The organism is Lacinutrix chionoecetis, from assembly GCF_053604665.1.
Genome location: NZ_JBSHNQ010000064.1, coordinates 25,595 through 40,867, shown reverse-complemented (window position 1 = coordinate 40,867; position 15,273 = coordinate 25,595). Strand labels below are relative to the sequence as shown.

Annotated in this window: 10 protein-coding genes; 8 read left to right on the top strand and 2 right to left on the bottom strand. The window is 34.0% G+C overall.

Annotated elements, in window-relative coordinates; genetic code table 11:
- The first annotated feature begins 188 nt into the window (after window positions 1-188).
- The 5 genes from ACVC43_RS02465 to ACVC43_RS02445 all read left to right on the top strand — a co-directional run bounded on the left by ACVC43_RS02465 (window position 189) and on the right by ACVC43_RS02445 (window position 11,102).
- Window positions 189-2,009 carry a T9SS type B sorting domain-containing protein gene (locus ACVC43_RS02465; protein WP_452222984.1) on the top strand — a complete coding sequence of 607 codons (1,821 nt, stop codon included), beginning with the start codon at window positions 189-191 and terminating at the stop codon, window positions 2,007-2,009.
- Between the two features lie 120 nt (window positions 2,010-2,129).
- Window positions 2,130-6,947 carry a choice-of-anchor L domain-containing protein gene (locus tag ACVC43_RS02460; protein WP_452222983.1) on the top strand — a complete coding sequence of 1,606 codons (4,818 nt, stop codon included), beginning with the start codon at window positions 2,130-2,132 and terminating at the stop codon, window positions 6,945-6,947.
- Window positions 6,948-7,029: 82 nt separating this feature from the next.
- Window positions 7,030-9,366, top strand: coding sequence for a choice-of-anchor L domain-containing protein (locus ACVC43_RS02455; protein WP_452222982.1), 2,337 nt, complete (start codon window positions 7,030-7,032; stop codon window positions 9,364-9,366).
- A 41-nt stretch (window positions 9,367-9,407) separates the two neighbouring features.
- Entirely contained in the window at window positions 9,408-9,920 is a 513-nt protein-coding gene (locus ACVC43_RS02450) for a DUF3124 domain-containing protein (protein WP_452222981.1), read from the top strand.
- Window positions 9,921-9,986: 66 nt separating this feature from the next.
- Window positions 9,987-11,102 (top strand): DNA-methyltransferase, encoded by a 1,116-nt coding sequence (locus tag ACVC43_RS02445; RefSeq protein ID WP_452222980.1) that lies wholly within the window; start codon window positions 9,987-9,989, stop codon window positions 11,100-11,102.
- A gap of 1 nt (window position 11,103) precedes the next feature.
- On the opposite strand, the gene ACVC43_RS02440 is transcribed toward ACVC43_RS02445, so the two are convergent.
- On the bottom strand, window positions 11,104-11,715 hold the full coding sequence (locus tag ACVC43_RS02440) for an MjaI family restriction endonuclease (protein ID WP_452222979.1): 612 nt from the start codon (window positions 11,713-11,715) through the stop codon (window positions 11,104-11,106).
- A gap of 167 nt (window positions 11,716-11,882) precedes the next feature.
- On the opposite strand from ACVC43_RS02440, the gene uvrB reads away from it, so the two are divergent.
- Entirely contained in the window at window positions 11,883-13,886 is a 2,004-nt protein-coding gene (gene uvrB, locus ACVC43_RS02435; RefSeq protein ID WP_452222978.1) for an excinuclease ABC subunit UvrB, read from the top strand.
- A 3-nt stretch (window positions 13,887-13,889) separates the two neighbouring features.
- Window positions 13,890-14,324, top strand: a complete 435-nt coding sequence (locus ACVC43_RS02430) for an SRPBCC family protein (protein ID WP_452222977.1) — start codon at window positions 13,890-13,892, stop codon at window positions 14,322-14,324.
- Window positions 14,325-14,346: 22 nt separating this feature from the next.
- On the opposite strand, the gene ACVC43_RS02425 is transcribed toward ACVC43_RS02430, so the two are convergent.
- Entirely contained in the window at window positions 14,347-14,748 is a 402-nt protein-coding gene (locus tag ACVC43_RS02425; RefSeq protein WP_452222976.1) for a TerB family tellurite resistance protein, read from the bottom strand.
- Window positions 14,749-14,934: 186 nt separating this feature from the next.
- On the opposite strand from ACVC43_RS02425, the gene ACVC43_RS02420 reads away from it, so the two are divergent.
- Window positions 14,935-15,255 carry a DUF1456 family protein gene (locus tag ACVC43_RS02420; RefSeq protein ID WP_452222975.1) on the top strand — a complete coding sequence of 107 codons (321 nt, stop codon included), beginning with the start codon at window positions 14,935-14,937 and terminating at the stop codon, window positions 15,253-15,255.
- Window positions 15,256-15,273: the final 18 nt, after the last annotated feature.

Below are 15,273 nucleotides of genomic sequence, written 5' to 3'. Positions count from 1 at the left end.
CAGGCACAGACCAAAAGAAATCGGTTCGTGCGCATTTTACGCTTAAACGCTAAAATAAAAAACAACTGTTTGTAAATAATAAAATGCCTGAACGAGAGTTCAGGCATTTTTTTGTGGTCGTGAATGCTAAAATATTTGTATGTTTATGTAACTGAAAATAGAAAATGCGACTTGTTAATTTTTTTTTATTGTTTTTATCACTATTTCTTCATTTGGAAGTTCAAGGTCAAGACATTTCAATTTTTCAACAATTTAATGGGCGTTATGATTATCTGGCTATTGGTAACACACTCAATCAAGCCGAAAACAATATCGTAGAAACGTTTTGTGAAATTCTACCTTCATCTCAAGCCACATTAAACGTGGATAATAGTTCTACAATAGTAGCAGCATATTTGTATTGGGCTGGGTCTGGATTAGGAGATACCGAGGTATCATTTAATGGCACGCAAATTACTGCCGAAGACACCTATAATACAATATTTACAGATCCGTTTTATGGTGATTTAAATTATTTCGCTTGCTATGCTGATGTTACGAATCAAATTTTAAATGAAGGTAATACTAACTATATACTTTCAGATTTAGATATATCTAATACACTCGCCGACAATCCTGGTCATTGTGCGCGACGTACAAATTTTGCTGGATGGAGTTTATATGTAATATTTGAAAATGATGCACTCCAGTTAAATCAGGTGAATTTATTTCAAGGTCTTGAAATTATTAATAGAAATGTAACCGAAAAAATAATTTTACTTGAAAATGTTAACGTTTTAGATAACGATGATGCTAAAATTGGATTTTTAGCCTGGGAAGGTGATGATGAATTAAATTTTGGAGAAAGCCTTTCTATTAACGGAAATGTTATTTCTAACCCTCCTTTAAACCTTGCCGACAATGCTTTTAATGGCACCAATACTTTTACTAATTCTAATACATTTTATAATGGAGACTTAGATGTTTACAGCATAGAAAACAATATAGATATTGGAGACACGCAAGTTGAAATAAAATTAACCACAGGAGCAATTAACCCAAATACAGGAACGTTTAGCGCAGATTTAATTCTAATTAATAATATAATTACGGTTTTAAATAGTCAGCTACCAGATGCAACAATAACTATTGATAATACAATTATTAGCTGTGCCACCAGAGCAATTACCATAGACTACACAATATATAACACTAATGCCACAGATCCTTTACCAGCCAATACACCTATTGCTATTTATGCCGAAGGACAGCTAATAGGCCAGACTCAAACTCAAAATATTATTCCTATAAATGGTTTTGAAAATGGAACACTATCTCTAAACATTCCCACGAGCATTCCAGATACTTTTCTTCTAACAATAATAGTTGATGATGATGGCTCTGGAAATAGTACCATAATTGAAATATTAGAAACCAATAATATAGCTGAAACTGTTATTACTTTATTGCCTGAACCAGAAATAATTATCCTGCCAGATTTACAATTATGCGATATTGGTTTTAATACCGCTATTTTTAACTTAAACGATGCTTTTTTAGACTTTGACATTTCAAATTATTCAACTTTTATTTATTATGAAACGTTAGAAGATTTAGAACAAAATGCCAACCCTATTATTAATCCTAACAATTACCAGTCTCAAAATACACCTCAAACCATTTTTGTTAGGGCTGACAATAATACGTGCTACGATATCTTTACGTTTTTGCTTCATACAGAGAATTGTCCACCATTTATCCCACAGGGTTTTTCGCCAAATAATGATGGCTTTAACGATTTCTTCAATATTCAGGGACTTTATACTATTTTCGAAAACCATGAACTGTTAATATATAGCAGATATGGTAACCTTATCTTTAAAGGCAATGATGATTTAAAATGGTATGGCTTTTCTAATCAAGGTATTAACAAAGGAAAACTGGTACCTACAGGCACTTATTTTTATGTTCTGCGTCTAAATGACGAGAATTACCGTAATTATACTGGATGGGTGTACTTAAATCGTTGAAAATTAAACATGTATTTCATCGAATAAATTTGCGTTTTAACTATTTATCGTTAAATTTACACCTTTAAACCCAAATAAAGTTAATCGAGAGCGATTTTCGAGTGCTATTATTCCTACAATATGAACTTTAAATTTTTAAGCTTAATTGCTGTTTTTGCTACGTTTTCCCTTACCTATGCTCAACAAATTACCGTAGACGACTCTCAAACTCCAGAGCAGCTTATTAATACTTTAGTTGAAGGTTGTGTTGAAGTTTCAAATATTTCCAGCTCAATAAACGGTAGTGTTAACGGTTTTTCAAGTTATGGCTTTTTCGAGAGAGGAAATTCTAACTTTCCGTTTGAAAATGGGATTATATTATCGTCTGGAAATGTCATGTCTGCCGGAAATGCTCAAAACACAAATGCGCTTAACGAAGGTGATACAAACTGGCTAACAGATACAGATTTAGAAGCAGCCTTAGGGATTAATAATACACTAAATGCCACTGCAATTGAATTCAATTTTATTTCTGCAACCAGCAATATAAATTTCAACTACATCTTAGCATCTGAAGAATATTTTGCAGATTATCCATGTAATTATTCTGATGGTTTTGCCTTCTTAATTAGAGAAGCAGGCACTGCACAACCATTTCAAAATATTGCTGTGATGCCTGGAACAGCGACACCTGTAAATACAAGTACTATACACGAAGAAATCGTTGGTTTTTGTCCCGCAGAAAACGAAAACTTTTTTGAAGGCTACAATATTGGAGACACAAATTTTAATGGCAGAACAACAGTAATGTCTGCCTCTGCTTCCATCACGCCAAATGTTGAATATAATATTAAATTGATTATTGCTGATCAAACCGATAGAAATTTTGATTCTGCTGTTTTTATAGAAGCCAATAGTTTTACAGATAGTGTGGATTTGGGCACCGATTTTTCTACCTGTGATGCTTCGGCCACATTAAATGCAGACACAAATAATCCGCAAGCAACTTACGAGTGGTTTTTAAACGATACCATTATTAATGGAGAAACAAATAGTTCGTTAATAGCTACAGCTTCTGGAACCCATAAAGTTATAATTACTGTACCTTTAAATGGAACAACCTGTACTTTTGAAGATGAAATAGATATTGTTTTAAATTCTATTCAAACAGCACCTCAACTTAATGATTTTGAAATTTGCGACGATATCAGTAATGATGGGATTGAAAATTTTAATTTAACCTCATTAAATGCAGAAACTGAAGCCAATTTACCTGCTTCAAATTATTCAATAACTTATCATATTTCAAACCAAGATGCTATAAATGCCAATAATGCCGTAACAGCAATCGATAATACTCAAAATCCGCAGCCTATATTTATTCGTGCTTTAGACACAAACTCGGGTTGTGTTTATATTGCTACAGTAAATTTAGTAGTCAATCCTTTTCCAACCATAACTGCACCTTCAAATATAGAAATATGCAGTAATGGAGATGGAAACGCTGTACTTTCAGACAGCGATAATGAAATAACGAACAATAATGCGAATTACAGTGTTACGTATCACTTTTCTCAAACAGATGCAGATAGTGGTGCAAACCCAATCGCTTCGCCTTACACACCAACAAACACTACCGAACAACTATTTATTAGAGTGGTCGATGTAACTACAGGTTGTGTGGCATTTACAAACGTAACTGTAGAATCTTTGCAAAGTCCAAATGTCGATAATACACCTCAACAAATAAATGCCTGCGAGCAGGATGATGATGGTATAGAAGTTTTCGACCTGACTTCTGTAATTGCAGACGTCTTACAAGGAGCCACCAATGTAACTGTTACTTACCATACTTCGCAGGATGATGCGAATAATGATGTTAATCCAATTGCAGACCCTACACAGTTTCAAAATACAACACCAGATCTTCAAATTGTTTTTATTCGTATTGAAAACAATAACAATTCATGTTACGAAACAGTACCAATAGAATTACATGCAAATCTTTTAGAAACTGGTACAAATATTAGAAATTTTGGAGCTTGTGATGAGGCTCCAGATGATGGTATGGCGACTTTTGATTTAAATGCCATAACAGACGTAATCGCTAATGGTTTGCCAGATATTATAATAACTTTCTACGAAACAGAAGAGGATTTTAACAATAATACCAACCCAATTGATACAACAGTTGATTACGAAGTAGATAATAACTTCCAGCAACTGTATATTCTAATAGAAAATCCAGACTGTTCTAACCCTGCAGAAATTCAACTAAACGTAAACGATTCTGTTACAATTTTAAATGATACTCCAGTAACGTATTGCGATACAGATGACGATATGCTAACTTCCGTAGACCTCGCTACTTTTAATAGTGTAGTTAATGTTGGCATTACAAACCCAATGGTATCTTATTTTGAAACAGAAACAGAGGCAGATACAGATACAAATGTATTACCTCCTTTTTACGATAATACAACCAATCCATTTACACTTTATGTAAGAGTTGTTGATGGCGATACAGGATGCCATGACGTTAAGCCATTAGAGATTGAAATACTTCCCGCTCCAACTGTTAATCCGGCTTCAGATTTTGTGATTTGTGATGACGATCAAGATGGCTTTTCTGTAATAGATTTAACTTCAAGAAATGCCCAGATAAACACAGATACTACTACAGTCATTTCATATTACCCAACGCAGGCAGATGCAGATAATTCGGTTAATGAAATTTCGAACAGTTCGAATTATAATGCGACAACATCAACTGTGTATGCTAAGGTTGAAAATAATTCGAATGGCTGCTACGCTTTGGTTCCAGTAAATATTATAGTAAATACCCTACCAGATTTTCCAGCAATTACAGATTACAGACAATGTGAAACAGATGGAAACCAAATTGCAGATTTTCTTTTGGTTGAAAAAGATGTAGAAATTTTAAACGGACAAACCGGTAAGGAAGTTTTTTATTTTGAAACTCAAAACGATGCTTTAAGCAATACGAACAGCATCGATAAAAACGTAATTTATAATAATACGTCACCAATACAAACTATATATGTGCGTGTAGAAAACATAACTGACGTAAGTTGTTTTGGCACTTCCTCTTTTTCATTAGAAGTTGGATCAGAACCCATTTACACTGCTCCACAAGATGTTAGCGTTTGTGATGATAACTCTAACGATGGTTTTGAAACCTTTAGTTTAGACGACACCACTCAGGAAATAATTGCAAATAGTACAGATACTTTAAGTGTTACTTACTATTTAACTTTAGAAGATGCACAAAACGAAGTAAATGCCATTCAAGGCGATGCGTTTACAAATACTGTAAATCCGCAACAAATATTTGCAAGTATCGATAATGGCACCTACTGTAAAGGTATTGCGACTTTTGAATATAATGTCATTCAAGTTCCAATTATTGGAAATGCACCAAATTTAACACAATGCGACACCGATTTAGATGGTAGTGTTGTATTCGATTTGACACAAGTTGAAGTAGATGTTGTTGCCATTAGGCAAGACAACACGGTTGTAAATTATTATGCCAACGAAACAGATTTATTAGCTGGTACAAATCAAATCTCTAATCCTGCTGCTTACACCAATGTGTTAAACCCACAAACTGTGTATATAGAAGTTTATAATACCGTGTCTAATTGTGGTGCTTCTGTACCTTTTAATTTAATTGTGAATTTACCTCCAGCAATAGAGCCTATTCAAGAGTACAATATTTGTGATACTGAAGATAATTTTTTTAATTTAACCGAAACTACCGAAGCCTTGATTGGCTCTCAACAGGATGTGGTGCTTACTTTCCACTCCACTTTAACAGATGCTGAAACTTCTCAAAATCCATTAGATACAAACTATAATTATACGTCTAACAGCGATACTATTTTTGTTAGAGCCACATTTGATACTACAGGTTGCTACAGCACAAGTTCTTTTACTTTAAATGTCAATACCTCCCCAACTATTAACGCTCAAAATCTGGAAGCATGTGACGATGATTTTGATGGTTTTTTAATGGTCGATTTATCTCTGCATACTTCAGTTATATTAGGGAATCAAAATCCAAATAATTTTACTGTAAACTATTTTGAAACACAAAACGATGCATTAAATAACACCAATGCCATTTCTAATTTAGAATATAATGCCGAAAACGGCCAAACATTTTATGTTCATTTAGAAAATAATACCACACAATGTTATACTACTGGTTCTTTTGAAACTACTATTTACAGAATTCCAGAATTAAACATCGACGTACCTCCTATTTGTATAAATGCTCCTTTACCAATAGTTTCAGCAGAAACAGGAGTTGCTACAGATACCTATTTATGGTCTACAGGAGAAACGACATCAGAAATTACTATACCACAAATTGGCAATTATTCTGTAACTGTAACCACAAATTCGCCATTAAGCTGTTCTGTAACAGAAACTTTTGAGGTTATAGAATCGCAACAAGCGTTAGTTGATTTCGAAGTCTCTCCAGCCTTTCAGGATCCGCACACTATAATTGTAGAAACGGATGGCGTTGGCGATTATGTATATCAATTAAATGATAATGAACCACAAGACTCTAATACCTTTTACAATGTACCAATTGGAGTACACTATATCACTGTTATAGACCTTAACGGTTGTGAGCCAACACCTCCAAAACAAATTTTTGTTATCGATGCACCACAATTTGTAACACCAAATAACGATGGTTATTTTGACACCTGGCATATTACAGGAGTTAGCCAACTGGAAGGAACGGTAGTAACTATTTTCGATCGCTATGGTAAACTTTTAAAAGTTTTAAAACATAATGATTACGGTTGGGACGGCAGATACAATGGGCTTTTAATGCCTGCAAATGATTATTGGTTTGTTGCAGATGTTGTGCATGGTACAGAGAAATTTCAGGTTAAGGGACATTTTGCGCTCAAACTGTAATTACAATTTAATTTAGAATTTTCCTTTAACACATTTTATAATTATAATTATTGATTGTTCTTTATCTTTGCATGCTATTTGTATGATAAAGAAAATTTCAATATTGTTGATGTTACTTACTGTAATAACTGCTAATGCGCAGAATATTTCAGTAGATAGCCAGACCTATACGCCACAACAGCTCATAGAAGATATTTTAATTGATAGTGATTGTATAACAAGCGTACAGGTTACTAATGCTGGTGGTGGAGATTTTGGAGGAACAGACCAAAGTTATGGCTATTTTGATGCCACTGGAACTACATTCCCATTTCAAAATGGTATTGTATTAAGTACCGGAAGACTTTCTAACGTACCTGGTCCAAATAATTCTTTAAGCGACGATGATGCACCAAATTGGAATGGCGACCCAGATTTAGAAATAGCTTTACAAGAAAATAACACAACCAATGCTACAATAATAGAATTTGAGTTTACCACAATAGCCAACCAAATAAGCTTTCGTTATATTTTTGCTTCCGAAGAATATCAGGATGGTGATTCGAGTACTTGTCAATATTCAGATTTATTTGGGTTTTTAATAAAACCCTCTACCGCTCAACAATATCAAAACATAGCATTGGTGCCAGGCACGCAAACACCTGTAAAAGTTACCACAGTGCATCCAGAAATTCCTGGAGCCTGTCAAGCCGAAAACGAAACCTATTTCGATACGTTTAACAATACCAATGCGCCAATAAATTTTAATGGACAAACGACGGTTTTAACTGCCACTGCCAATACTATTCCGAATCAAACATATCAGGTAAAATTGGTAATTGCAGATGAACAGAATTACCGCTACGACTCGGCTGTTTTTCTTGAGGCAGGCAGCTTTAACTTAGCTACAGATTTGGGTCCAGACAGACTTTTAGCAACTAATAATCCCGTTTGCGACAACGAAACCATAGAATTAGTAGCTACTCAGGCAGGATCACCAACATATACTTGGTTTCAAGATGGTATTGAACAAACTGCAGAGACTACTTCAATATATGAGGTTACGACTCCAGGAACGTATAATGTGGAAGTTACTTATAGTAATGGCTGTATTTCCTACGGAGAAGTAGTTATAGAATACGCTCCACTACCAGTAACAGCAAATTCCACTATAACAAATTGCGATATTGACCAAGATGGTTTATCGGTTTTCGATTTATATTCCTCTAACCAGGCAATAACAGCGCAAAACACCAATTTAGAAGTTGTAGATTTCTATCTATCGCAGCAAGATGCAGCACAACAAATTAACGAAATAGCAACACCAGAAAACTTTGTAAATACCACACCAATGCAAACCGTTTATGTGGTGCTTAGAAATGAATTAACCTTGTGTACAGCTATTTCAGAAATTGCCTTAAATGTTTCTACAAACACTTTAATATTAAATGATTTTGATGCGTGTGACGACGCCATCGTGGATGGGTTTACAACATTTAACCTGAATGACATTCGCACTCAAATAGAACCACAGGTTCCAATGAATGCGTCTATAACCTTTTATGAAACTTTAAATGATGCCTATTCTGAAACCAATAGCATTAGTGATAATTTTACTAATACTATTCAAGATTCGCAAACCATTTATGTTAAGGTAGATACGGCTTCAAACCAATGTTATGCTATTAGTGATATTACATTAAATGTTTTATTTTCTCCTCAACTCTTACCAGACGAATCGTTTTTATATTGCTTAAACAGTTTTCCAGAAACCATTACTTTGGTTGGAGGTGTAACCAACGCTATTCCTAATAATTTTTATTACCAATGGTTATTTAATGGTACAGATACAGGTATTACCACTCCTTTTTTTAATGCTAATGAGATTGGCACTTATACAGTAATTGTAACAGACCCTAACGGCTGTTTTAACTTGCGAGAATTATCCTTAATACCATCTAACGAGCCAAGCATAGAAAATTTAGACTTTACCGAGTTAACAGCTAACAACACTGCTACAATAACCGTTTCTGGCGAAGGCGATTATGAATTTGCCATAGATAATGAAGTTGGGTTTTATCAAAATGAAAACAGCTTTTCTAATCTCGAACCTGGTTTTCACACCATTTACGTAAGAGATAAAAATGGCTGTGGAAGTGCTTCTATTGAATTTTCCATTTTAGGATTCCCGCAATATTTTACGCCAAATGGTGACACTTTTAATGAGGTGTGGAAACCTATGGGAACCTCTAAAGATTTTAATGCCAATTTAGAACTTCTTATTTTTAACCGCTATGGAAAGTTATTAAGTCAAACCACTTCTTTAAAAGGCTGGGATGGCACCTTAAAAGGTTACAACTTACCAAGTGACGATTACTGGTATATAATTAATCATCCCAACGGAAAGCAATATCGTGGTCATTTTGCTTTGGTGAGGTAAGTTCGTTTTCGTATTTTAGAGATATTAAAAATTCATAAAAAATGATAAAATACACGACGCTAATAATACTTCTTGTTCTTTTAACTTTTGCCTGTGAAGAAAAAAAGAAAGTGGATTACACCCAACCTGAAAATTGGTCTAAAAGGAAAGCAAATATTAGCACAAAAGATTCCCTTGAATACGGAAAATCCTACCTGTCTATTTACTCACAAATTTACAGTACCTCAGCACATAGAATGCAGAATTTAACCGCAATGGTAAGCTTGCATAATACGAGTGATCGTGATACTATCTACTTACTTAAAGCAGAATATTATAATACACATGGCACTCCTATTCGCACCTATTTTAATACGCCAATTTTCTTGGCTCCCATGGAAACAACAGAAATAATTATTGCTGAAATAGATACCGAAGGTGGCACAGGTTCCAATTTTATTTTCGAGTGGAAAACTCCAAAAAACTGCCCAGAACCTCTATTCGAAGGCATAATGAGTTCTACATTGGGCCAACAAGGTCTGTCGTTCTCTACACAATCTAAAAGAATTGAGTAAAAAAATCAGCTAAATTTCTCGGGCTTCGATGCGTACTATACTTAATGGTTTCAATACATTTGTAATATGAATAACGACCAGACATTTCATAAAAAATATATTGGCGCAGCACAAAACATGCTGCAACTTGAAGACCATTCTATAGATTTAGTAGTAACGTCTCCACCCTACCCAATGATTGAAATGTGGGATGACATCATGGGATTACAAAACCCAAAAATTGCCACTGCTTTAAAAAATAACAATGGACATTTAGCATTCGAGCTCATGCATTTAGAGCTCGATAAAATATGGGCAGAAACGGCAAGAGTTTTAAAAAATGGCGGCTTTGCCTGTATAAATATTGGCGATGCAACACGAACAATAAACAAGAATTTCGCTTTATACCCAAATCATTCAAGGATAATTAGTGCGTTTCAAAAGCTAAACATTTCTAATCTTCCAAATATTATATGGCGCAAACAAACCAATGCACCTAATAAATTTATGGGTTCGGGAATGTTACCTTCTGGAGCTTACGTTACTTTAGAACACGAGTGGGTTTTAATATTTAGAAAAGGTGGAAAGAGAGCGTTTAAAACCGCCGAAGAGAAATTAAGAAGACAAGAAAGTTCGTTTTTTTGGGAAGAACGAAACGTATGGTTTTCAGATTTATGGGATTTAAAAGGCACCAAACAAAAAATTAACAACTCTAAGACAAGACTTAGAAGTGCTGCCTATCCTTTCGAGTTACCTTACCGTTTAATTAACATGTATTCTTTAAAAAATGATGTCGTTTTAGATCCTTTTTTAGGTACAGGAACAACGACGTTAGCCGCTATTGCATCGCAACGTAATAGTATTGGCTATGAAATTGACAAGAAATTTATAGACATTATAGATGAAAATATTCAGGCAACACCTTTAGCTTTTTTAAATGCTAATATTGATAATAGAATTAATAATCATATTGAGTTTATAGATAACAGACAAAAAGACCCTAAAAAGAAAGCGATCAAACATTATAATGAAAACCTTAAAATTCCAGTAATGACTGGTCAGGAAAAAAACATACAGTTTAATTATGTCAATGAAGTTATAAAAAAAGAAGATGATTTTATAGCTACATATAATGAGTTTAAACCTACCGAAATAAAACAACCCAAAACTAAAGCTTCAAAAAAACCAAATGCTTTTATTTAATTTATAGTTTTTTTATTTCAACTGTTATTGCCTCCAAATTGGTAAACGCCTCTGTTTTATCGTAGAAAAGGTAAAATACTGGTTTTCCCCACTTTTTATTCGCCATAGTATTAAATAGCTGCACTTCTTTTCGCATAAATTTATAAGTAAGTGGTTTTACTTGTATTCCTGCAATTTCCTTTGTATTCTGTTTTATTACAATATCTATTCTTAATTCTTCATCTAAAAAGCCTTCAGCTTCTTCAAATTGATAAGCTGGTAATTTATTATTTAATACAGTAATCGCCTTTTTTTCAATAATACCACCTTTTAAGGATTGTATAACAAACAAATCGTATTCCCATTGTATGCATTCTTTTAAGGTGTATCTATATTCCTTCCAATATGTGAGTTGCGAATTGTAGAGATTGTGCCCAAACATTTCTACAGTGCCTTGACTTTTTATCCCACATTTACAATCATTATTAAAATGATAGGCTATTAGTTGTACCAAGGCATCTTTACTTAATGGGTTATGGGCCTTTATCAATTTCATAACCGCCACGCTTTTGTATGGTGCTGAAATTCCCATTTTTCCATTCAACTCATTAAGTGGTCCTCCTGTATATGCCATTTAGAGATTGATTTTAAATTCTAAAAATAACTCAAAAACCTTAACGCTTCATTAAAACAAAACTATTTTTTTATTTCTTAAATTAGCCTTTACCTTTTCCGCGTCTGCAATGAGAGGCGAAACAACAAATTGAAACAGATTCCTGATAAAGCAGGAATAGAAACAATATGCAATTTAAAATAGTATCGGAATTTAAACCAACAGGAGATCAGCCTACAGCTATAAAACAATTAGTTGAAGGTTTAAATACCAACGAAAAATACCAAACTTTGCTTGGTGTTACTGGTTCTGGAAAGACCTTTACGGTGGCCAATGTTATTGAAGAGGTACAAAAACCAACGTTGGTATTAGCACATAACAAAACATTAGCGGCTCAATTATACAGTGAATTTAAGCAGTTTTTTCCTGAGAACGCTGTGGAATATTTTGTGTCTTACTACGATTATTACCAGCCAGAAGCTTACATACCAACCTCTGGAGTTTATATAGAAAAAGATTTATCGATAAACGAAGAAATCGAGAAAATGCGTTTAAGCACAACCTCTTCGCTACTTTCTGGAAGACGTGATGTATTGGTGGTGGCTTCAGTATCCTGTTTGTACGGTATTGGAAATCCTGTCGAGTTTCAAAAAAATGTGATTACGGTAAAACGAGACCAGCAAATTTCGCGCACCAAATTACTGCACCAGCTCGTTCAAAGTCTCTATTCTCGTACCGAAGCCGATTTTAAACACGGAAATTTTCGCATAAAAGGTGATACTGTTGATGTGTTCCCGAGTTATGCAGATGATGCTTTTAGAATTCACTTTTTTGGTGATGAAATAGAAATGATAGAGCAATTTAATATTCAAACCAACGAAGTTATTGAGGAATACGATAGATTAAATATTTATCCAGCAAACATGTTTGTAACCTCCCCAGATGTTTTGCAAGGTGCCATTAAAGAAATTCAAGACGATCTTGTAAAACAACACGATTACTTTAAAGAGATTGGTAAACATTTAGAGGCAAAACGCTTAAAAGAGCGTACTGAATTCGACTTGGAAATGATAAGAGAACTTGGTTATTGCTCTGGTATTGAAAACTACTCGCGTTATCTTGATGGCAGATTACCAGGCACAAGACCCTTCTGTTTATTAGATTATTTTCCAGATGATTATTTGATGGTTGTCGACGAAAGTCATGTTACCATTTCGCAAGTACACGCCATGTATGGAGGTGACAGAAGCCGAAAAGAGAATTTGGTAGAATTTGGATTTAGATTGCCTGCAGCAATGGATAACAGACCTTTAAAGTTTGAAGAATTTGAAGCATTACAGAATCAAGTATTATATGTGAGTGCCACACCAGCAGATTACGAACTACAAAAAACAGATGGTGTGTATGTGGAACAGGTAATTAGACCTACAGGATTATTAGACCCTATTATTGAAGTGCGACCAAGTTTAAATCAAATTGATGATTTAATTGAAGAAATACAACAACGTGTGGAAAAAGATGAACGGACTTTGGTTACCACATTAACAAAACGTATGGCTGAGGAGTTAACAAAATATCTGAGTCGTATTAATATTCGTGTACGCTATATCCACAGTGATGTAGATACTTTAGAGCGTGTGGAAATCATGCAAGATTTACGTAAAGGAATTTTTGATGTGTTAGTAGGTGTCAATTTACTTCGTGAAGGATTAGATTTACCAGAAGTTTCTTTAGTCGCTATTTTAGATGCGGACAAAGAAGGATTCTTACGTTCTAACCGTTCGTTAACACAAACGGTAGGTCGTGCTGCAAGACATTTAAATGGTAAAGCCATTATGTATGCCGATAAGATTACCAATAGTATGCAAAAAACTATAGATGAAACCGAGTACAGGCGCGAGAAGCAAATTGCTTATAATACCGAAAACAACATTACACCAACGGCTCTTAATAAAAGTTTAGACAGTGTATTAGCTAAAAACTCTGTAAGCACTTACAGTTATGAATTAGAGGCTGCTCGTGCTGCTGAACCAGAAAGTGAGTACCTTACTAAAGGTGAGTTGGAAAAGAAAATTCGTGAAAAACGTAAAATGATGGAACAAGCTGCTAAAGCTTTAGATTTTATAATTGCAGCACAATTACGTGATGAAATTAAAAATTATCAAGGAAAATTAGAAGCATTAAAAGCATAAACTATGAAAACAACTGATGCACCAATTGAAATTGAACACAACTTTAAAGTTGGAAAAGAAAGACTTTGGGAAGCAATTACAAATCCTGTACAAATGCGCGTATGGTATTTTGACAATATTCCGGAGTTTAAACCAGAAGTTGGTTTTAAAACAGCCTTTAGCGTAAAATCTGATGATAGGGTATTTCCACATGTGTGGCAGGTTACGCAAGTTATTCCGCAAGAGCAAATTACGTATTCGTGGACATTTGAAGGCTATGAGGGTAAATCTTCTACTTGTTTTACTATTAAACAAGACAAAGGCAATTCAATATTATATTTAAAAGCTATTGTACTTAAAGATTTCCCAGATACTATTCCTGAATTTAAACGAGAAAGTGGCGTTGCAGGTTGGCAATACCTTATCACCCAACAACTTGACACCTATTTAAACGACTAATATAATTTTTTTAAGCAGATTTCTAATTATACTGTACTTTAAAAATATCTATTAATACTTCGGCAGGTACCATCATGTCTGGAAATCCTTCCATTAAGTATAATACTTTGGTAATAGACTCATGGTTTAATCCCATTCTAAGTCCATAGTTATAAAGTTTTGCAATTTCCTCTTTTGTTCGTTCTCTATCAATATGCATTAGCAATACCAGACGATGAAATTGCACAATACGCTCGCTGTGCGATTTTAAATGTATATAGTTAATAGGATGTTCTATAAGGTAATCGAAATCTTCTCTGGAAATTTCAAGTTGTTTAGCTACACCTAAAAGAAAATTATATTCTATCTTCTTTAAAGTTTTATCAGCTTTGGCAAAGGCTATCATTTCAGATAACAAGCTTAATTTTTCTACTCTATTAGGCATATCAATGAGGGAATTAAAATGTACACTATAAAATTAAGGATAATTACCAATTTATAATCGTAGAAAGCACGTAGCTTGTCGAAAAATGAGTAGTTTTACATCGATTTTAAGTGCTGTTTATCAATCAGATAACGTTTTTTTAGTGCTAAATCGTATATAAACATCTAATTTTTAAACGATTACCAAATGACCAATAATGATATTTTTAAAAAACTAAGAGTCGCACATAAACTTCGTGATGACGATATTATTAAAATTCTAATGCTTGTAGATTTTAGGGTTTCTAAAAGCGAATTAAGCGCATTTTTTAGACGTGAAGACCATCCCAATTATGTAGAATGTGGCGACCAGATATTGCGAAATTTTCTAAATGGCTTAATTATTCATTTACGTGGGCCAATGCCTAAAAAAGAGGAAAAACCCAAAACAAATCCTTCAAAGCCTAAAAAGGCTGATAATAAAAAAAACTTAAGCAAACCTACAGTGAAAAAAAAGAGCAACAATTAAGTTGCTCTTTTTGTCGTT

What these genes read in the sequence shown, in the direction of transcription:
- ACVC43_RS02460 (WP_452222983.1), top strand. Translation starts at nt 2,130, where the DNA reads ATGAACTTTAAATTTTTAAGCTTAATTGCTGTTTTTGCTACGTTTTCC.
- ACVC43_RS02455 (WP_452222982.1), top strand. Translation starts at nt 7,030, where the DNA reads ATGATAAAGAAAATTTCAATATTGTTGATGTTACTTACTGTAATAACT.
- ACVC43_RS02450 (WP_452222981.1), top strand. Translation starts at nt 9,408, where the DNA reads ATGATAAAATACACGACGCTAATAATACTTCTTGTTCTTTTAACTTTT.
- ACVC43_RS02445 (WP_452222980.1), top strand. Translation starts at nt 9,987, where the DNA reads ATGAATAACGACCAGACATTTCATAAAAAATATATTGGCGCAGCACAA.
- ACVC43_RS02440 (WP_452222979.1), bottom strand. Translation starts at nt 11,715, where the DNA reads ATGGCATATACAGGAGGACCACTTAATGAGTTGAATGGAAAAATGGGA.
- uvrB (WP_452222978.1), top strand. Translation starts at nt 11,883, where the DNA reads ATGCAATTTAAAATAGTATCGGAATTTAAACCAACAGGAGATCAGCCT.
- ACVC43_RS02430 (WP_452222977.1), top strand. Translation starts at nt 13,890, where the DNA reads ATGAAAACAACTGATGCACCAATTGAAATTGAACACAACTTTAAAGTT.
- ACVC43_RS02425 (WP_452222976.1), bottom strand. Translation starts at nt 14,748, where the DNA reads ATGCCTAATAGAGTAGAAAAATTAAGCTTGTTATCTGAAATGATAGCC.
- ACVC43_RS02420 (WP_452222975.1), top strand. Translation starts at nt 14,935, where the DNA reads ATGACCAATAATGATATTTTTAAAAAACTAAGAGTCGCACATAAACTT.